Below are 20,392 nucleotides of genomic sequence, written 5' to 3' on the forward strand. Positions count from 1 at the left end.
AAGATGGATGAGTGCACGAAAATTCTCGCGGCCGACCGCAGGTGAGTCTTATGCAAGCGTGCGGTGTCGTTCCCGAGCGGTGTTGAAAGGCACAAACGAAGCAACCCCAGAGATGCATGGGGCCGATCACGAATGTGACGCTCGTAACATGCCGAATTCGACGTCGAGTATGTGAGGAACCGCGTAGCAATGGGAGTCGCCACCAGTATTCCCGAGCACCGCTATCCTTCTCCGCCCGAACCCGGCCTCACTCCGCAGGAGATGGTCGCGAGGGCCGAGGCCATAGCGCCCGCTCTGGTCGAACGCCAGGCAGAGGTCGAGGAGCGCACCTTCTACGGCGAGGACATCCACGAGGAGTTCTCGAGAGCCGGTTTCTACCGGATCCTGGTTCCCCGCCGGTACGGCGGCTACGAATTCGGGATCGACACGTTCATGCGGGTGACGATGGCGCTCACCCGCGGCTGCCCGTCGACCGGCTGGATGTACTGCCTCGGCGCGGCGCACGCGCTCGCGGTGGCCAGCCTGTTCGACGAGCGGGCGCAGGACGAGATCTTCACCGACGGCGACTTCATCTGCCCGGCGACGGTCATGCCCAGCGGAACGGCCGAGCGGACCGCCGACGGCGGCTGGTTGATCAACGGCACCTGGGGCTACTGCTCGGGCTCGCCGTACGCCACGCACTTCGTCGGTCACACGATGGTCACCCCCGAGGACGGCGGCCCGCCCGCGCCGATGATGTTCATCGCCCCGCGCAGTGAGTGGACGCGGCTGGACGACTGGGGGCAGGCGCTGGGGCTGAAGGGCAGCGGGTCGCACAGTATCCGCGTCGAGAACGGCCGCATTCCCGACCATTTCACCATCAAGACGCACATGAGCCAGATCAGCGTCACGGAGGGCACTCCGGGGCTCGCGCTGCACGGCAACCCCGAGTACGGCGGCGGCCAGCTCAGCTTCATGGTGATGGAGGACGCGGTGCTCGCGGTGGGCATGGCCCAGGGGGCGCTCGACGCCTACGAGGTCCTCATGCGCACCCGGACCACCCCGTTCCCGCCCATCGTGGGCCGCTCGGAGGACCCCGACTTCCAGCTCAGGTACGGCAAGGCCGCCGGCATGATCGCCACGGCCGAGGCCGCCACGCTGGAGATGATCCGCCGCTGGAAGGAGACCTGCGCCCGTGGCCCGGCCGCGGTCACCCACGAGGAGGAGCTGAAACTCGCCGGGATCTGCAGCGAGGTGGTCGCCCTCAGCTGGCGCGCGGTGGAGAGCTACCTGTTCCCGACCGCGGGCTCCAGTGCGGTGAAGCGCGGCGAACGCATCGAACGTGTCTGGCGTGACATGTCGACGTTCGTCACGCACGCCGGTGTATCGACCTTCCTCGCGACGATCGCGAAGCGCGAGCTTGCCCAGGCCCGGTTCGGCCACGAGTAGAGAAGGGAGAGTCCGATGACGGACCTCCAGGACATCGCTCTCCCCACGGAAGACGCACGGCCGAAGACACGCCCCATGACGGGCGACGAATACGTCGAGAGCCTGCGCGACGACCGTGCGATCTTCCTTTACGGCGACCGCGTCAAGGACGTCACCACGCATCCGGCGTTCCACAACCCGGTCAGGATGACGGCCCGCCTCTACGACGCGCTGCACGACCCGGCCAAGCAGGGCGACCTGATCGTGCCGACCGACACCGGCAGCGACGGCTTCACGCACAGCTTCTTCACCACCCCGCACAGCGCCGAGGACCTGGTCAAGAACCAGCGGGCGATCGCGGCGTGGGCCAGGATGAGCTACGGGTGGATGGGCCGCAGCCCCGACTACAAGGGCGCGTTCCTCGGCACGCTCGGCGCCAACGCCGACTTCTACGAGCCGTTCGCCGACAACGCCCGGCGCTGGTACAAGGAGTCGCAGGAGAAGGTCCTCTTCTGGAACCACGCGATCGTGCACCCGCCCGTCGACCGCAACCGGCCGCCGGACGAGGTCGCGGACGTCTTCGTCCACGTGGAGAAGGAGACCGACGCCGGCCTCATCGTGAGCGGCGCCAAGGTGGTCGCGACCGGCTCCGCGCTCACCCACTACAACTTCATCGCGCACTACGGCCTGCCGATCAAGGACAAGAAGTTCGCCCTGGTGGCGACCGTGCCGATGGGCGCACCCGGGCTGAAGCTGATCTGCCGCCCCTCCTACTCCGCCACGGCCGCCGTCATGGGCAGCCCGTTCGACTACCCGCTCTCCTCGCGCCTGGACGAGAACGACACCATCCTCGTCATGGACAAGGTGCTCATCCCCTGGGAGAACGTCTTCATCTACGGCCACATCGGCAAGGTCCAGCTGTTCACCGGCCGCTCCGGCTTCCCCGAGCGCTTCACCTTCCACGGGTGCACGCGCCTGGCCGTGAAGCTGGAGTTCATCGCCGGCCTGCTGGCCAAGGCGGTGGAGATCACCGGCACCAAGGACTTCCGCGGCGTGCAGAGCCGCATCGGCGAGGTGCTCGCCTGGCGCAACCTCTTCTGGGGCCTGTCCGACGCCGCCGCCCGCAACCCGATCAAGTGGACCAACGGCGCGGTGCTCCCCAATCCCCAGTACGGCCTGGCCTACCGCTGGTTCATGCAGATCGGCTACCCGCGGGTCAAGGAGATCATCCACCAGGACATCGCCAGCGGGCTGATCTACATCAACTCCAGCGCCGACGACTTCAAGAACCCCGACGTCCGGCCGTACCTGGACAAGTACCTCCGCGGCTCGGACGGCATCGAGTCCGTCGAGCGGGTCAAGGTCATGAAGCTCCTCTGGGACGCCGTGGGCACCGAGTTCGGCGGCCGGCACGAGCTGTACGAGCGCAACTACGCCGGCAACCACGAGAACACGCGGGTCGAACTGCTGAACGCACAGCTCGCCAACGGCCAGGTCGACGGGTACAAGGCGTTCGTCGACGAGTGCCTCAGCGAGTACGACCTCGACGGGTGGACGGTCCCCGACCTCTCCTCGTTCGAGAGCCTGAAGCAGGTCAAGAAGGACATGTTCGACTTCTGACCACACGGTACGGCGCCGCCGGCACTCCGCCGGCGGCGCCGTATTCTGCGTGCCGTACTAATGCCTGCCGTACTAATGCCTGCCGTACTAATGCCTGCCGTACTTTTGCGTGCCGTTACTTTTGCGTGCCGTACTGACGCCTGCCGTGCTGCTGCGTGCCTGGCATGCGACGGGGCCCCACAGTTTCCTGTGGGGCCCCGGGTCGCGGAAGGGGGTCAGGCGGACCGGCTGTCCGCCAGCTCGCCCAGGCCCGCCGCGCGGCGGGCCTCCTCCGACTCCAGCACGATGTAGGGGTCCTGCATCTCGTACCAGCCCAGGCCCGGCGGGCAGCGGTCGTAGCCGAGCAGCCGCCTGACCTCCTCGGGATACTCCAGCACCTTCTCCCTGGGCACGGCGAGGTACTGGTTCTCCTCCTGCCGCAGGTTGCCCAGGTCCAGCGCGAGGGTCATGCCGGTGCGCGGCTCGTCGGTGACGTTGCGGCCACCGCCGTGGTAGACCCCGCCGAGCCAGATGAGGCCGGACCCGGGGGGCATCACGGTGGGGATCGCCTCCTCCGCGTGCGGGGGGCGTTCGTCGTCCCAGTGGTGGCTGCCCGGGATGACCTGCGTGCCGCCGTTCTCCGCGGTGAACTTGCTCAGCGCGAGCATGACCATCACGCGGCTGGTCGCGCCCGGGTGACTGCGCTGGTACAACGCGTCGTCGCGGTGCAGGGGCTGCTTGCCCTGGCCCTTGTGGATCTGGACCAGCTGGGTGGCGCTGATCTGGATGCTGGGGGTGATCTCCTGCCGCGACCGCCCGATCCACATCGGGATGGGCTTCTGCATGATGGCCCTGGCCGACCCGAGGAAGAGCCGCTGGGTGACCACCGGCGTCAGCTTCGCGGTACGGGCGAACAGCGAGGACACCCGGCGCGTCCGCAGGCCGTCGTACCAGTTGTCGCTGTAGGAGTTCGAGTCCAGGACCGGGCCGAAGTCCTCCCACAGTCCCGCGAGAGTCTCCGCGTCGATGAAGTCCTCGACGATCACCGCCCCGTCCCGTTCCAGGATCTCGATGACCCCGTCCAGATCGGCGTCCGGCTTAACCCTGATCAGGCCCGCCATCGTCAATCACCTTTCTCCCGATAATCTCGTGCTCGTCAGAGCAGCTCGGTGTCACCGCGCGTGACGGCGCTCAGGAACTCGCCCCGGGACAGCGCCGCGGCCACCAACTCGATGTCGTCCGCCATGTAGCGGTCCCGCTCCAGGGTCGGCACCAGCGAGCGCACCATGTCGTAGGTCGCCTTGCCGGCCGGGCTCAGCCGGTCGTACCTGCCCGACAGGTCCACCGCCTGCGCCGCGGCGAGGAACTCCACCGCGAGGATCCTGGTGTTGTTCTGCATCACCCTGCGCGCGTTGCGGGCCGCGATCAGGCCCATGCTGACGACGTCCTGGTTGTCGCCGTTCGAGGGGACGCTCTGGATGCTGGCCGGGCCGATGGTCCGGTTCTCCGCGACGAGCGCCGTGGCCGGGTACTGCGCGCCGGCGAACCCGCTGTTGAGACCCGGGTCGTCCATGACCAGGAACTCGGGGAGGCCGTTGCTGAGGTGCCGGTTGAGCAGCCGGTTGGTCCGCCGCTCGGAGAAGACGCCCAGCTGGGTGAGGGCGATGGTGAGGAAGTCCATCGCGAACGCGACCGGCTGGCCGTGGAAGTTCGCGCCGTGGAACACCTCCTTGCCCTCGAAGACCAGGGGGTTGTCGTTGGAGGAGTTGAGCTCGATCGCCAGGGTGGCCCTCGCCTGGTAGACGGTGTCCCTGACCGCGCCCACGACCTGCGGGATGGCCCTCAGCGTGTACGCCTTCTGCAGGTAGACCTCGGTCCGGTGGACGCCGCCCGCCTCCTCGTCCTGATCGCGCCTGCGCGGCCGGGACGGCTCCCGGTCCTTCAGCGCGGCCAGCCGGCTCGGGTCGGCGCTGAGCGCCTGCCGCAGCTCGGTGTGGTCCACGGCCAGCTCGCTGCCCTGCAGCAGGGCCCGCATGTTCGCGGCGACGTCCATCTGGCCCTGGTGCGGGCGGGCGATGTCATGTCCCTCGGCCGCGAACGGGCTCGTCGAGCTCTGCATGACCTCGCAGATCAGGGCGGTGACGATCTCGGCCTGGCGGACCTGGTCCAGGGCCCGGGTCACCAGCAGGCAACCGAGGCCGGTCATGGCGGAGGTGCCGTTGATCATGGCCAGCCCCTCCTTGAACTTCAGCTGCAGCGGCTCGATGCCCAGCTCCCGCAGCACCGTGCCGGTCTCGACACGACGCCCGTCGCGCAGGACGTAGCCTTCGCCGATGAGGGTGGCGGCCACGTGCGCGAGGGGCGCCAGGTCGCCGCTGGCGCCGAGCGAGCCGATCTCGGGGATGGCGGGGATGATCCCCAGGTTGAGGTACAGCGCCAGCCGCTCGAGGAGTACCGGCCGCACCGCGGAGTAGCCCTTGGACAGGGCGTTGAGCCGGGCCGCGACGATCGCGCGCGCCTCGTCCTCCGCGAAGTACGGCCCGACACCCGCGCAGTGGCTGCGGACCAGGTTGGTCTGCAACTGCACCTCGTTGGAGGTGTCCACCAGCATGTAGATCATCTCGCCGTAACCGGTGGTCACGCCGTACACGGGAATGCCCTGCTCGATGATGTCCTCGAAGATCTGCCGGTTGGCTCCGGCCTTGGCCAGCGCCGACGCTGCGACGCTGCATGTGGCCTGGTTCTCCGCGACCATGCGTACAGCCGCGACATCCAGGGTCTCGCCATCGAAATCAACCGACGTCACGGTCTCGACCAGAGTCAAATCTCTCACCCCGTCATGGGTTGGGTAACGGCTTCAGTGGACACAACATGGGCCCGGACCTGTGCGACCAGGCCGGTCAACGTGGGATTGGCGAAGAACTCCCACAACGGCACCTCGACGCCGAACCTCTCGCGGATGCGATCGAGCAGGCGGGGAACGAGCAACGAGTGCCCGCCCGCCACGAAGAAGGTGTCGTCCGCGTTCTCCGGCGCGACGCCCAGTAGTTCAGTCCAGATGGCGGCCAGCTCCACCTCCACCGGTGTCTCCGGTGTGCGGGCGGAGCGGGCGGACGCGGCGCCGGCGGTGGCGGTGGCCAGCCGACCGCGATCGATCTTGCCGCCCACGTTGCGCGGCAGGACCTCCACGGTCTTCACCGACACGGGAAGCGTGGCTTTGCCGAAGCGTCGGCGCAGGGTGGCGCGCAGGGCGCTCGCCGACACGACCGCCTCGCCCGCCTCGGTACGGCTCGGCACGATGTACGCCACCAGCCGGGTCACCCATCCGTCGGACCCGGTGGTCGCGACGAGGGCGCACTCCCCGACCGAGTCGTGCAGGGCCAGCGCCGCCTCGACCTCGGCCAGCTCCACGCGGGTGCCGTGGAACTTGATCTGCGCGTCCGCCCGGCCGCGGAACTCCAGCAGGCCGTCCCACCGCCTGCGCCCCAGATCGCCCGTACGGTAGAACCGGCCGGTCCCCCGCCCCGACGCCTCCAGGTGCCGCACGGGCTCGAAGGCCCGCGTGCTCTCCTCCACGCCGACGTATCCCAGCGTGACGTAGGGACTGCGCACCACGATCTGCCCGGTGACACCCGTGGGGCAGGGCCGGTCCCACTCGTCCAGCACCATCACGTGCCGCCCGGGGATGGGCCCGCCGATCGGCACCATGCCGGACACCGGACCGGTGACCTCGTGCCAGGTCGCCAGAATCGTCTCCGTGGCGCCGTAGAGATTGACCAGCCGTACGGCCGGCAGGCTCTCGCGCAGGTCGCCGGCCAGTTCCGCCGGGAACGGCTCCCCCGCCAGCAGCAGGTGGTCGAGTGCGCCGAGCCGGTCGGCCGAGCCCTCGGTCCTGACCACGTCGAGGAGCTTGCGGGCGAAGCTGGGGACGGTCTGCAGCAGGGTGATCCGTTCGGCGACGAGCCAGTCGATCACCTTCTCCGGGTTCGCCCTGATCCGGTCCGGGACCGGGCACAGGGTCGCGCCGCCGACGAGGGCCGCGAAGGTCTCGCAGAGCGCGGCGTCGTACCCGGGCGCGGCCCACTGGGCGACCCGGGCGCCCGGCCGCATCCGGAACTCCGCCGCCATCCAGGTGGCGAACTGCGCCAGGGTGCCGTGCGACTGGGCGATCCCCTTGGGCTTGCCCGTGGAACCCGAGGTGTAGGCGACGTAGGCCCGCCGGTCCAGTGCTCCCCCGGCCGCCCGGGGCTTCGGCACCGCGCCGCCGGGCAGGCCGGCCAGGTCGAGGACCCGGCCGTTCAGTTCCGACGCGTACCAGCGGATCAGGTCGTCCTCGGCCGCGCCGCCGTCCAGCACCACGCACGCCGGCCGTAGCTCGGCGAGCATCGTCTGGCCGCGCTCGCCCACGTCGCCGGTCCCCAGGCAGGTCACGTACCCGCCCGCGTCGAGGATGCCGAGCAGGGTGGCGACCTGGCGCGGCCCCGGCGGCATCCGGACCACCACGGACGCGCCCTCGACCCCGCCGAGCGCCCGCAGGCCGCCCGTGACGCCGGCGGCCAGCGCCTCCAGCTCCCGGTAGGAGACGGCCTCGCCGTCCCAGGCCAGGGCCGCCGCGCGGGGGTCGCGCCGGGCGACCCGATGCACCAGTTCGTTGACCGCGCGCAGCTCCGGATCGATCTCCGTCGTACGGTCCGCCGCGCGCACCATCTCGCCCATCCGCGCCGGGTCCTCCAGCGGGATCGTGTCCACCGGCAGGTCGGGCGCCCGCACCGCGACGAGCAGCAGGGTGTGCAGCTGCTCCAGCAGGAGCCGGGCCGACCTCTCCTCGAACAGGCGGCTCCGGTAGGCGAGCGATCCGGCGAGCGTGGACCCGGTGCCGTCCACCGCGAGGGTGAGGTCGGTCTTGACCACGCCGGTCTCCACCGGCTGCGCTCTGACCATCGTCCCGCCGAGCCCGAGGACGGGTTCCGGTTCGTCGCGGTAGGTGAACATCACATCGCACATCGGGATCCTGCGCGGATCCCTGTCGATCTTCAGCGCGTGCACCAGCCGGTCGAAGGGCAGCTCCCGATGGTCGTACGCCTCACCGGTGACCCGCGCCACCTGGTGGACGACCTCCCTGAAGGTGGCTCCCGCCGGGAGGTCGGCGCAGAGGACGAGCTGGTTGCTGAAGGGACCGATGAGGCCGGTGAAGGCGGGGCTCGGCCGTACGCCGACCCGGCTCCCGACCACCACGCGGTTCTCCCCGGAGTGCCGGCGCAGCAGGCACTGGAAGGCGGCGAGCAGCACCGTGGCGGGCGTCGTCCCCTCGGCCCTGGCCAGCCCGGCCACCGAACGTCCCAGGTCGTCGCCCCAGTCGAACGGCACGCGGCCGCCGTCGAAGGACGGCCCGGCGGGACGCGTCCGATCCGTCGGCAGGGCGGGCGACGAGGGCGGCGGCTTCAGCGCCGAGACCCACCAGTCGAGCAGGCGGTGGAACTCCAGGGTGGAGGTCTGGTCGCGCTGCCACCGGGCGTAGTCGGCGTACTGGGCCGGGAGGGCCGGCAGCGCCTCGTCCAGGGCCCGGCCGTCGGCCAGGGCCGTGTAGCACTCGGAGAGCTCGTTCACCAGGATCGAGACCGACCCGTCGTCGGCGACGGCCTCGTGCAGCAGCAGCAGGACGATGTTCTGCCCGGCGCCCGTTCTGATGACGAACAGGCGGGCGAGCGGGCCGTCGTCGAGGTCGAAGGGGGTCGCGGCGAGTTCGGCGCAGAGCCGCTCGGCCGCCTGGCGCGACGGGGCCCGCAGGTTCGCGAACGTCCGCATGTCGTAGTCGGCCGCGATCTCCTGCACGGGCAGGCCGTCGATCTCCACCAGGGTGGTCCGCAGGACCTCGTGCCTGCGGACGACCGACCGCCACGCGCTGCGCAGGTCGGCCACGTCTAGTTCACCGGTTATCCGATAGGCGCGGTGCACGTTGTACGCGGGTGAATCCGGGACCAGTTTCTGCAGAAACCACGCCTGGTCCTGCATCCACGAAGTCGCGGCTTTTCTCGGTCCGGACTCGAGACGTCCATTCGGTGCCTCAGTCACTCCCATCCCCCTCACCTTTAGGCGGCTGGAACTTCTGGGCGGTCCTCACCACGTCATCGTCACGCCCCGGCCTCTCTTACAGCATCTTCTGACGTGCTGCGTCCCCGTTTCGTGACAACAAGCGCCCGATCGCGGACAACTTGCTGCCTTTCATTGGGCTTGTTGAAAGGCTCCTGAAAGGACAGGATCGGCTTTATGAGAAATGAGCATTCCACAACAAAAGGGCCCCCTTCCCCGACTACGGGAAGAGGGCCCTGACACGTGGTCACACGAAAGACACGTGGTTTATACGAAGGCGCGTGGCACTACGGAGCGCACCCGGCGAGTTCCGGGCCCGGAGCGGGGCCCTGGACGCCGAAGAAGAGGTTCGCGCAGGCGATCGTGAAGGGAGAGTTCTCCTCGGGGACGAAGTGGCCGGCGTTCGGTGCCACCACCGTGCGCACGTCGTCGGCCACCTGCTCGAACGAGGCGGCGACGCCCGTTCCGAAGGAGTACTGCCCGCCGATCGCGAGGACCGGCATGGCCAGCCGGTTGCCCGCGTTCGCCTGGTTGTTCGCCGCGTCCGCCACGAACGCCCGGTAGTACTCATACCCCGCGGTCCGCCTGGCCGGGCTCGCGTACGCCTGGTAGAACGTCGCGCGGTCGATGGAGGGCTTGTTGAAGCTGAAGTCGAAGATCATGCCGAGGTAGGTGCTGACGTCCCCGTCGTCCATGATGGTCTCGGGGATCGGCGCGGGGCTGGCGTTGAAGCGAAGGTGCCAGCTGAGGCGGGACAGGTCCTCGAGGCCGAAGCCGGGCAGCGGCGACTCGATCACCGCGAGGCGGGTCACCTCGTTGGGGAAGTCGCGCGCGTAGGGATAGGCGACCAGGACGCCGAGGTCGTGGCCGATGATCTCCACCTGGGTGAAGCCCAGCTTGTTGACCGCTTCCCGGATCCGGTGCGCGGTGGTCACCTTGTCGTAGCCACCGGTGGGGATGGTGGACGTGCCCAGACCGGGGAGGTCCATCGCGATGACGGTGTGCTCGGCGGCCAGCGCCGGCATCACGCTGCGCCATATCTTCCAGGTCTGGGGCCAGCCGTGCAGGAGCACGATGGCCGGGCCCGACCCGCCCCGGACGTAGTGGATCTTGCCGCCGGCGACGGCGACGTTACCCTCCGTGAAGCCCGAGGGGACCCCCGTCGTGGAGGACGCGCTGGCCGTCGTGGTGAGCATCGCCAGCACGAACGCGGCTAACACGGTGACGACGACGCGTCCTCGCCTCAACTTCGGCGACCACGCGCTTCTTTCGACTTGCTGCATATCTGTATTTCCCTTTCAGGTTCTGGTGGAACGTCGAGACCGTCCCCCACGGCCGGTCTCGAATAGGCACGCGAGGACCGGGTCCGGTGGCATGTCCTCCACCGGACCCGGTCGTGGTGCGGGGGTCGCCACGCTCCCGCGAACGCGGACTCCCCGGGAGAGTGGTCAGCGTGCGAGAACGGGAGTGCTCGGCTCGACCGGCTTCTTGCCGAACCGGTTGCGCAGCGTCAGCGCCGGCTTCTCGACGACGTAGTAGCTGACGACGCCGAGGACGAAGGCGCCGGCCTGGACGATCAGCCAGGTCAGCGGGAAGTTCTCGGATGACATGGTGCCGTTGGTGTACCAGAGGATGACCGGGATGTGCCAGAGGAACATCCCGTAGGAGACCTTCCCGACGAACTGCAGCGGCCGGACGCTCAGCACCGTCGTGAGGATCTTCGACCGCACGCCCGGCAGCGTCAGCGGCGCCAGGAGCAGGAAGACGATCGTCAGGTCGATCGGCTGGTCGAACATGATGGTCGCGGTGTCCGGGTAGTTCGACGTGCCCTGGTTGCCCATGGGCGAGAAGCTGAACAGGATGATGACGATCAGCGCCAAGCCCCAGGTCCTGCCGGGATACTTCGAGATCAGACGGTACGGCCCGATCACCGCCTTCGGCGACGTCTCGGCGGCCGCCGACAGGACGGCCAGCGCCATGCCGACCGCGAGGTAGCCGAACCATCCGGGCGGCCAGTTGCCCTGGACCGGGTACGGGCCGAGCGCCGCAGAGTGGCTCCAGGCGCTGAACGCGTAACCGATCGCGATGATGGCGACGATCGGCACCAGGATCCTGCGGGCCTTCGCGGCGGGATCGGACGCCCGGCGGGCAAGCCGGTCGAACAACCACGCGAACAACGGAAGGAGCAGGTAGAACATGCTCTCCGTCGCCATGCTCCACGTCGACTCAAGACCGGCGGGAATGGCCCCGGCCTGGTAGACGTGCTGCATCGACAGCACCCGCAGCGCATACAGGACGTCGGTGACCTGTTCCCGGCCCAGGGTGAACATCACCACGATGGACACCAGCCAGAAGGCCGGGAAGATGCGCAGCACGCGCCGCCAGGCATAGGGGCCGAGGGCCGGTTTCGGGGTGCCGGCGATCGTCGCCAGTGCGAACGGGCGATAGATCAGGAAACCGGACAGGGCGAAGAGAATCGGCAGGGACTCTCGGGTGAACCTTTCGATGATCACGGCCAGGACGCCGTTCTCCGGCTGGTAGTCCATGAACCCGATCTGCCCGGCGGTGAACGCCGAATGGATCGTTATTACCGCCAGCACGGCAATGGCACGAATTCCCTGGAGTTCTGGGAAGTACTGACGCTTCGTGGCGCCAGTCTGTGGGGGCTCGTTGTTCGGCGCGCCCTTGCCTGGCCCGCTGTCGATATGTGTTGCCATGGCCGCTCCTTGAGGAGATAAACGACCCTACAAGCTTCGTCCCAGCGGATTAGGGGTGCATCTTCCGTATTGCGACATCTTCCAGCCCAGCCGCCCCGATTCCGACAATTCGGCCTACTTCCCCCGCTATGGCCGCCGCCAGATCCGGAAGATGGTCACGCACGAAGAAGTGACCGCCGTCGTAGAGCCGCAGTCCCCGGAAATCCTCCGTGTGGTCGTGCCACTCCGCCATGCCCGCCGGCGGCGCCGCCAGGTCGCCGGTCCCGCCGAGGGCCAGGACCGGCACCGGCAGCGGCGGCTCGGCCCGGTAGGCGTAGGAGCGGCACAGCACGAAGTCGGCCCTGGCGACGGGCAGCGTCATGGCGAGGACCGCCGGATCCTCGGCCAGTTCGGGCGGCAGCCCGCCCAGCTCGCTCAGGGCCGCGACGAACTGGTCGTCGGCGGCCGCCGGATCGGGCATGCAGGCCCGCGTCGCCCCGCGCACCGGCCACGCCGCCAGGGCCAGCAACACCGGCGCCGGCTCCCCCGCGCGCAGCAGCGCCCGGGTCAGGCGATAGCTCAGCAGCGCCCCCATGCTGTGCCCGAACAGCGCGTACGGCACGCCCGTGGCCGCCGACTCGCGGGCGAGCGACCCGGCCAGCACCGCCGCCGCCTCCTCGCAGTCGGTGAACGCCGGCTGATGGTGCCTGCCCTGACGGCCCGGCAGCCGGAGGGCCCGCAGTTCCATCCAGGGCGGCAGATGCGCCGACCACGGCCGGAACATCGACGGGCCGCCGCCCGCGAACGGCAGGCCGTACAGGTGCACCCGGGCCGCGGGCCGGGGGTCGAACGACAGATACCACGAAGACCGCGTCATCACCGTCACATCGGCTCCTCAGCCGTCAGATCAGCGAGTGGCCGATCAGCTCTTTCATGATCTCGGTCGTGCCGCCGTAGATGGTCTGCGCGCGGGTGTCGACGAACGCCCTGGCCACCGGGAAGTCGCGGACGACGCCGTAGCCGCCGAACAGCTGGAGACAGCGGTCCACCACCTTCTGGCACAGCTCGGTGTTCCACCACTTGGCCATCGCCGCCTCTTCGGCGTCGAGCCGCCCGGCGCCGTGCTCGACGATGCACCGGTCGGTGAACGACCTGGCCACGGTCAGCGCCGTGGCCAGCTCCGCGAGCACGAAGCGGTTGTGCTGGTGCCGCCCGACGGGCTGCCCGAAGACCTCCCGCGTCCGGCAGTACTCCAGCGTGTCCTCGAAGACCCGCTCCGCCGTGGCGAGCGCCGCCACGGCGATCATCATCCGCTCCTGCCGCAGCGTGCGCATCATGTACGCCAGGGCGCGTCCCTCCTTGCCGAGCAGGTTCGCGGCCGGCACCTCCACCCCGTCGAAGAACAGCTCGACCGTGTCCATCGCGCGCATGCCGATCTTGTCCAGCCGGCGTCCGCGCCCGAATCCCGGCCGGTCGCTCTCCACCGCGAACACGCTGACGGCGGAGCCGGCCGGCCCGTCACCCGTGCGGGCGGCCACCAGGACGAGGTCCGCGACGGCCCCGTTGGTGATGAACGTCTTCTGGCCGTCGATCACATACCGGTCGCCGTGGCGGACGGCCCTGGTGCGCAGCCGCTGCACGTCGCTGCCCGCGTCCGGCTCGGTGATCGCGATGGCCGTCACCAGTTCCCCGGAGCAGAAGCCGGGCAGCCAGCGCAGCCGCTGCTCCTCGGTGGTCAGGGTGCGCAGGTAGAGGCCCGCGATCTCGTTGTGCAGGGAGAGCGTCGGGGCGTACACCCCGGCACGCGCCAACTCCTCCCCCAGGATCGCGTGGTGCCGGTAGTCGGGGTCGCCGCCGCCGCCGTACACGGTGTCGACGTCCATGCCCAGCAGGCCGTGCTCGCCGGCCTTGCGCCAGACGGCCCGGTCGGCGACGCCTTCCTCCTCCCACCGCCGGTAGTGCGGCAGGATCTCCTTGTCGGTGAAAGCCCTGACGAGGTCGCGGAAGGCGTCGTGCTCCTCGGTGAAGATGTCACGGCGCATCGAGCGCTCCGGCCACGGCGTCCGGCACCACGGCCGTCCACGCGGGGAGGATGTCGCGCAGCCGGTTCATCATCGCCTGGCAGTAGGCGGCGTTGTGGTCCAGGCTGCGGTGCCGGGGGTAGGGCATCTTGCGCCGGCCCACGTGGTCGACCCGCAGGCGCACCGGCCCGTCGTCCGGCAGGCCCGCGACGGTCTCGAACGTCGACAGCAGCTCCACCGCTCCCCGCGGCAGCTCCACCACGAGCTGGAACCGGTCCTTGGAGATCACCCGCGCGTGCCGCAGTTCCACGGTGGGCGCCACGACCGCCTCCCGGTAGACGTACGGCCGGGCGATCAGGTCGAGTTCGAAGGCCATCCGGATGCCGGGGTCGGCCAGCCACCCCTGCGCCTCCAGGAAGCCCTCCAGCAGGGCGTCCATCTCGTCGCGGTGCGAGTGCAGCACGTAGTGCAGCACCTTGCCGATGTTGTTGATGTCGTAGTTGCCGAGGGTGGCCACCGACTCGGCGAAGAACCGGCAGGTCGCCGTGTCGGTGCGGGTCTTGTAGTAGTCGGCGGCCCGGCGCAGGAAGTCGGTGTAGGTGCAGACGCCCTCGCGTTCGAGCCGCTGCGCGACGTAGAACCCCGAACGGGCGTTGTAGAGGCTGATCACCGCGTAGTAGAACCAGACGCCCTCCTGGAACTCCTCCGGGGTCACCCAGTTCGTGCCCACCACCACGTCGGCCTCGGCCACCGGGTCGTCCACCCGGATGGTGATGACGCCCAGCATCTCGCGGCGCTCGTACATGGGCGTGTTGTGCAGCAGGAGCTGCGGGTAGGCGACCACCGCGTCGGTGCCGGTGCCGCACAGCTTGCCGATGCCCTCCTGGAAGGACTTCAGGGTCTCGCCCGGCAGCGGCCAGATGAGCTCGGTGTAGGAGCTGATCTGCTTCTCGCGCAGCTTGCCCTGCAGCGCCGCGTAGGTGGAGTCCTTGATGTTCGAGCGCTGCACGAGTTCGAGCGCCTGCGGGCTCGTCGTCTGCAGCGAGACCGGCTGGCTGGTCAGCATGCCGCCGTCGACCAGGATCTCGGTGATCTCGGTGACCCGGTCGGGCCGGTTCTTGGCCGCCTGGATGGCGACCATCGACGGGTAGCCGTTGCGTTCCTTGCAGGCCACCATGTGCCGGGTCAGCTCCACGTCACGGGGCAACGCGCCCCAGTTGGCGTCGGCCAGGAAGATGCTCTCGATGCCGTGCTCGCTGATCCACGTCATATCCGACTTGACCCGGTCCAGCTCCCAGCGGTGCACCTTGTCGTTGGTGGCCGCGCCCCAGTAGCAGTACGAGCAGCTGAAGGGGCAGCCGCGGTTGGTCTCCACGACGGCGAAGGTGTACTCGCCCCCGTCGAAGACCCCGGCGGCGAACGGCGAGGGGATCTCGTCGAGGTCCTTGATGCGGTCCGGCTTGTCGGTGGTCACCAGCTCGCCGGCGGACCAGTAGCTCACCCCGGGCACCCGGCTGAAGTCGGGAGCCGTGTCGTAGCCGGCGGCCACCTCCAGCAGGAAGGCGGTGAAGGGCTTCTCGCCCTCGCTGTTGCACACCAGCACGTGCTCCCACGACGGCGGCACGTACTCGGTGGTGTGGTTCATCACCTGCGGGCCGCCCAGGATGAAGTAGGCGTCGGGCCGGAGCCTGACCAGCTCCTTCATCACGTCCATGATCCGGCGCATGTTCCACAGGTAGCAGCTCAGCCCGTAGACGTCGGCCTCGATGGCCAGCAGCTGGTCCACCAGGTCGCGCACCGACGTGTTGACCTCGGGCGCGTAGATGGTGAAGTCGTAGGTGCTCGCCACCTCCGGGTCCTGCTGTGCGTAGGTCTGCAGATAGCCGGAGGCCAGCGGCAAAGTGTTGGGGTAGACCGACAATTCGACCAGGCAGGCTTTCATCCCCGTCACCTCTTCGTCTCCGCCGCCACGGTGATCGAGGCGGCCAGTTCGTAGAGCAGGTCGTACTCGAAGACGTCGTCGGCGGCGATCCTGAGCCCGCGTTCCCTGGCCAGCTTCGCCAGGCGCATGGCCTGCAGTGAGTCGCCACCGAGATCGAAGAAACTGTCCTCACGCCCGGCCGCGCCGATCTGGAGCACCTCGCACCACAGCTCCGACAGCAGACGCTCGGTGTCGGTGTGGAAGTCGCCGCCGGTCGCGGCCGGGGCCTCCGCCAGCGGACGTACGGCCAGCGCCTTGCGGTCGGCCTTGCCGTGCGGGGTCAGCGGCAGTGTGTCCAGCGGGGTCACCGTCTGGGGCACCATGTAGTCGGGCAGCAGCAGGGCCAGGTTCCGGCGCAGCTCCGCCGGGTCGAACGGTTCGCGGGGATCGGCGGGCACCACGTAGCCGACGAGCCGGTCGCCCAGCTCGTGCTTGACGACGACGGCCTCGCGCACGCCGGGCAGCCGGTGCAGCGCCGTCTCGACCTCGCCCAGCTCGATCCGGAAACCACGCAGTTTCACCTGGTCGTCGGCCCTGCCCAGGAAGCTCAGGGAGCCGTCGGGCAACTCGCGGACCAGGTCGCCGGTGGCGTACATGCGGCCGTTCACGTCGGGTGTGAACGGGTCCGCGAGGAACCGCTGGGAGGTCAGCTCGGGCTGGTTGAGATAGCCCAGCGCCACGCCGGTCCCGCCGATGTACAACTCGCCGGTGGTGCCGGCCGGCACCGGGTTGCGCTGCGCGTCCAGGACGTAGGTCCGCATGTTGGGCAGGGCCCGCCCGATCGGCGGCGTCTCCTGCGGCGCCGCGTCCCACGGCACCTCCGCGTACGTGGCCACCACGCTCGTCTCCGTCGGCCCGTACAGGTTGAACAGCCGGAACGGCAGATCGGCCGGTGGGTGACGGTGCAGCTTCTCACCGCCGGTCAGCATCACCCGGAGCGCTCCGCCGTACTCCGCCCAGGGCTGGTCGAGCATCTCCACGGCGAGCGCGGTGGTCATGAAGCAGACCGTGACGTGTTCCGCGGCGATCCAGCGGGCCAGGTCCGCGGGCGAGTCGGGCAGCCGGCCCTCGACGAGGCAGAGGGTCGCGCCGTTGGCCAGGCACGGCCACACCTCCAGCGCCCAGGCGTCGAACGACGGCCGGGACAGCTGGGTGATCCGGTCCCCCGGCCGCACGTCGAAGGTCTGCTGGTACCAGCCGACCAGGTTCGCCACTCCCTCGTGCGGCACCAGCACGCCCTTCGGGGCGCCGGTCGAGCCGGAGGTGTAGACGAGGTAGAAGAGGTCGCCGGGCAGCGTCTCAGAGGTCTCTCCGGCGACGCCCTCCTCCTCCAGCATCCGCTCCACCGAGAGCACCTGCGCCTCACCGCCGGTGTAGCGCTCCGCCCTGGCCTCACGGGTGATGACGACCGGAGCGCGGCAGTCGGCGAGGATCGCGGCCAGCCGGGCGTCGGGCTCGTCCACGTCCGTCCCGACGTACGCCCCGCCGGCCAGCAGCACTCCAAGGGCCGCGACGACCAGTTCGGGCGAGCGTTCGAGGGCGAGGACCACGGGGGTGCCACGGGTGACGCCGTGGGCGCGCAGCACCGCCGCCAGCCGGCACGAACGTTCATAGAGTTCGGCATAGGTCAACACGGTGCCCGCGTGGACGACAGCCGGCTGGTTGGGCTGAACCTGCGCCCACCACCCGACGCTCGCGGGAACGGCCGCGAAAGCGCCACGAATTGCAAGGCTCGACTCAGTCAATTCTGCCTCCAAAATCGACGACCGGCGCACCGATCGTGGCTATATCGAGCCTGGCATTTGCCATCTGGCGGGCCTCCGGTTCAGAGGTATTTCCAATTCAATTCTTAATGGCACAGCGGTGACCACTGTCATATCGTCTCGGCAGGTCGGACCTTAATGCATCTCCAGAATTGCGATGAACAATGGCGACACGTCCGCCGACTTCGCACTGTGGAAGATGTGCGAACCCTTTAACGGTGGCAGGGTCATAGGACGGGATTCGGTGAATGACGGGGACGCGGCTTGGAGATGACGCCTGTGCACGGACCGCTACTGGACGACGCGACCGTCGAGGGCTACCTCCGGCGCATCGGGGCCACGCGGCCGCCCCTGGCGACCGTCGAGGCGTTGCGCGAACTCCACCGGCTGCACGTCATGACGGTGCCGTTCGAGAACATCGACTTCCATCTCCGCAAGCCGATCTACATCGGCGCCGCCGCCATCGGCAAGATCGTCGACAGGCGGCGCGGCGGCACGTGCTACGAGCTGAACGGCGCCTTCTTCGAACTGCTGCGCGCGCTGGGCTTCGACGCCACCGTGCTCGCCGGGCGCGTCTCCGAGAACGGCGAGCTGGGCCCGGTGATCGGCCACATGCTGCTGCGCGTCGTCGCCGCGGACTCAGCCGAGCCGTGGCTGGTGGACGTCGGTTTCGGCCGCGGCGCCCGGCATCCGCTGCGCTTCGACTCGCGCGAGCCGCAGGAGGACCCGCACGGCACGTTCCAGCTCGTCGAGGGCCCGTTCGGGGACCTGGACCTGATGCGCGACGGGATCCGGCAGTACCGCCTGGAGACCCGGCCGCGCACCATCGACGACTTCCTGCACATGTGGTGGTGGTACCGCCACTCCGACGAGTCCCCGCACATCACGCACCTCTACTGCACCCTCCCGACGCCCACCGGCCGGGTCACCCTCAGCGGCAACACGCTGAGCCTCCGGGAGCCGGACCGGCGGCTGAAGCAGGTGATCGAGGACGACGACGAACTCCGCGCGGCCTACCGCACCTGGTTCGGACTGGAACTCGACGAACTGCCGACGGGCCCCAAGGTCCACGCCTGACCACCACCCGCGAAGACCCGTACCCCTCCCACAAAAGGCATGTGTACGGCACGGCCTCGCCCGCCGTACTCGTATCACAAAGGCATACTCGTCCGAAAAGAAGCCGGCCCCGTACCGTTTCCGGTACGGGGCACTCGTCTTCGGAAGGAACGCGGCGTCACTCGTCCTGGAGGGCGCGGCGGTTCACCTTGCCCGAGGCGGTCTCCGGCAGTGTGTCGACGAACCGGACATCCCTCGGATACTTGTGCGGCGCCAGCCTCGCCCGGACGAAGTCCCGGAGTTCCTGGCCGGTCACCTCGCCGCGCGCCACCACGAACGCGCGCGGCAGGGCCAGGCCGTCCACCTCGTAGCCCACCACCGCGCACTCGACCACGGCCGGGTGCCCCAGCAGGCAGTTCTCGATCTCGGCGGGCGCGACCCAGCGGCCGCCGACCCTCAGCAGGTCGTCGACCCGGCCCTTGTAGTGGAAGAACCCCTCGGCGTCCCTGGCGAACAGGTCGCCGGAGCGCACGGTGTGCTCGGCGACGAACGTCCTGGCCGACTTCTCCGGCGACCGCCAGTACTCCAGGGCGGCGGTCTCGCCGGTGATCTCCAGCAGGCCGACCTCGCCGGCGGGCAGGGACTCGCCGGCCTCGTCGACCACCCGCACGTCGTACCCCGGCACCACCTGGCCGAGGCTCCCCATCCGGCCCTGGCCGAGCCGGTTGCAGACGTACCCGTGGAACATCTCCGACGAGCCGATGCCGTCCATCACCTCGGTGCCGAAGGTGCTCAGCCACCGGCGGTGCAGCTCGACGGGTAATGCCTCACCGGCCGAGATGCAGATCCGCAGCGAGCTGAAGTCCTGCTTGGCGGCGTCCGGGTGGGCGATCATCGCGCTCATCATGGTGGGCACGTTGACCAGGATCGTCGGCCGGTGCTCCGCGATCAGCTCGAAGATCCGCTCGGGGGTGCTCCGTTCGGGGAACACGATCCCGGCCGCGCCCACGCCGGGCGGGAACAGCGCCGTCATGTTGTTCGCGTAGCCGAAGAACAGTTTGGGCACCGGCAGCACCACGTCGTCGGGGCCGAGGTCCAGGATGCCCTTGGCGAACCACTCGAAGCTCAGCGCGGCGCTGCGGGCGGCCAGCACGCACGCCTTGGGCGTTCCGGTGCTGCCGGTGGTGAACCGCCACATCGCGACGTCGTCGGGGGTCGTCGCCGCCGCCGTCAGCTCGGCGGGCTGGGCGGCCACCAGGGTCTCGAAGTGGTGCTCGCCCGCGCGCAGCCGGTCCGGCGGCACGCCCACGACCAGGAGGTTGGGGATCTCGGCGGCCCGCAGCCGATCCAGGGTCAGCGCGTCCGCCACGACGACGGCGGGCTCCGCGTAGTCGGCGTAGAACCGGTAGTCCTTGGGCTGGAGGTAGGTGTAGGCCTCGGCGGTGACCGCGCCGATCTTCTGCGTGCCGTACCAGGTGGCGACGAACTCGGGGCCGTCGCCGAGGGCGAGCAGGACGCGGTCGCCCTGGCGTACGCCCAGGGCGCGCAGGGCGTTGCCGGCGCGGTTGGCCAGGGCTTGCAGTTCCGCGTAGGTGACCGGGCCCGCGTTGGTGATCAGGGCGGTGCGGTCGCCGTCGTTGCGGTCGAGGAAGTGGGTGGCGATGTTGAACTCGCGCGGAAGGTCCCCGTAGGTCAGCAGTCTCGCGCCGTTGCTCTGGGCGAGTGGCGCGGGACGAGCGGCGGTCACGGCATCCTGCACGATTCCCCCTCGAAAACGTC

13 protein-coding genes are annotated in these 20,392 nt (G+C 69.3%); 3 read left to right on the forward strand and 10 right to left on the reverse strand.

Going from position 1 to position 20,392, the window contains the following annotated elements; all coding sequences use genetic code 11:
• The first annotated feature begins 189 nt into the window (after positions 1 to 189).
• A complete protein-coding gene (locus MBA17_RS22575; RefSeq protein ID WP_238498536.1) occupies positions 190 to 1,428 on the forward strand; it encodes an acyl-CoA dehydrogenase family protein in 1,239 nt (412 codons plus the stop codon).
• Positions 1,429 to 1,443: 15 nt separating this feature from the next.
• Positions 1,444 to 3,027 (forward strand): 4-hydroxyphenylacetate 3-hydroxylase family protein, encoded by a 1,584-nt coding sequence (locus MBA17_RS22580; protein WP_238498537.1) that lies wholly within the window; start codon positions 1,444 to 1,446, stop codon positions 3,025 to 3,027.
• 215 nt (positions 3,028 to 3,242) lie between these two features.
• Here the strand turns inward: MBA17_RS22580 and MBA17_RS22585 are convergent, their stop codons facing one another.
• From MBA17_RS22585 to MBA17_RS22625, 9 genes are all read right to left on the reverse strand, one after another.
• Positions 3,243 to 4,127: a phytanoyl-CoA dioxygenase family protein gene (locus MBA17_RS22585; protein WP_238498538.1), complete on the reverse strand. Its 885-nt coding sequence runs from the start codon at positions 4,125 to 4,127 to the stop codon at positions 3,243 to 3,245.
• Between the two features lie 35 nt (positions 4,128 to 4,162).
• Positions 4,163 to 5,812, reverse strand: coding sequence for a tyrosine 2,3-aminomutase (gene cmdF / locus MBA17_RS22590; RefSeq protein WP_238498539.1), 1,650 nt, complete (start codon positions 5,810 to 5,812; stop codon positions 4,163 to 4,165).
• A 23-nt stretch (positions 5,813 to 5,835) separates the two neighbouring features.
• Positions 5,836 to 9,018, reverse strand: coding sequence for a non-ribosomal peptide synthetase (locus MBA17_RS22595; RefSeq protein ID WP_238498540.1), 3,183 nt, complete (start codon positions 9,016 to 9,018; stop codon positions 5,836 to 5,838).
• A gap of 365 nt (positions 9,019 to 9,383) precedes the next feature.
• Positions 9,384 to 10,343 carry an alpha/beta fold hydrolase gene (locus MBA17_RS22600; protein WP_238498541.1) on the reverse strand — a complete coding sequence of 320 codons (960 nt, stop codon included), beginning with the start codon at positions 10,341 to 10,343 and terminating at the stop codon, positions 9,384 to 9,386.
• 201 nt (positions 10,344 to 10,544) lie between these two features.
• A complete protein-coding gene (locus MBA17_RS22605) occupies positions 10,545 to 11,813 on the reverse strand; it encodes an acyltransferase family protein (protein WP_238498542.1) in 1,269 nt (422 codons plus the stop codon).
• 49 nt (positions 11,814 to 11,862) lie between these two features.
• Positions 11,863 to 12,669 carry a thioesterase II family protein gene (locus MBA17_RS22610; RefSeq protein WP_238498543.1) on the reverse strand — a complete coding sequence of 269 codons (807 nt, stop codon included), beginning with the start codon at positions 12,667 to 12,669 and terminating at the stop codon, positions 11,863 to 11,865.
• A gap of 25 nt (positions 12,670 to 12,694) precedes the next feature.
• Complete coding sequence (locus MBA17_RS22615) at positions 12,695 to 13,834, reverse strand: acyl-CoA dehydrogenase family protein (protein ID WP_238498544.1); 1,140 nt, start codon at positions 13,832 to 13,834, stop codon at positions 12,695 to 12,697.
• Positions 13,824 to 15,755 carry a B12-binding domain-containing radical SAM protein gene (locus MBA17_RS22620; protein WP_238498545.1) on the reverse strand — a complete coding sequence of 644 codons (1,932 nt, stop codon included), beginning with the start codon at positions 15,753 to 15,755 and terminating at the stop codon, positions 13,824 to 13,826. The genes MBA17_RS22615 and MBA17_RS22620 overlap by 11 nt, the downstream gene beginning before the upstream one ends.
• 5 nt (positions 15,756 to 15,760) lie before the next feature.
• Positions 15,761 to 17,539, reverse strand: a complete 1,779-nt coding sequence (locus MBA17_RS22625; RefSeq protein ID WP_238498546.1) for a non-ribosomal peptide synthetase — start codon at positions 17,537 to 17,539, stop codon at positions 15,761 to 15,763.
• Positions 17,540 to 17,827: 288 nt separating this feature from the next.
• On the opposite strand from MBA17_RS22625, the gene MBA17_RS22630 reads away from it, so the two are divergent.
• Positions 17,828 to 18,634: an arylamine N-acetyltransferase family protein gene (locus tag MBA17_RS22630; RefSeq protein ID WP_238498733.1), complete on the forward strand. Its 807-nt coding sequence runs from the start codon at positions 17,828 to 17,830 to the stop codon at positions 18,632 to 18,634.
• A 157-nt stretch (positions 18,635 to 18,791) separates the two neighbouring features.
• Here the strand turns inward: MBA17_RS22630 and MBA17_RS22635 are convergent, their stop codons facing one another.
• The gene (locus MBA17_RS22635; protein WP_238498547.1) at positions 18,792 to 20,372 is read right to left on the reverse strand and encodes a benzoate-CoA ligase family protein; all 1,581 of its coding nucleotides are present in this window, start codon (positions 20,370 to 20,372) and stop codon (positions 18,792 to 18,794) included.
• Between the last annotated feature and the right edge of the window lie 20 nt (positions 20,373 to 20,392).

The organism is Dolomitihabitans soli (assembly GCF_022213955.1).
GTDB classification, from domain to species: Bacteria; Actinomycetota; Actinomycetes; order Streptosporangiales; family Streptosporangiaceae; genus Streptosporangium_A; species Streptosporangium_A soli.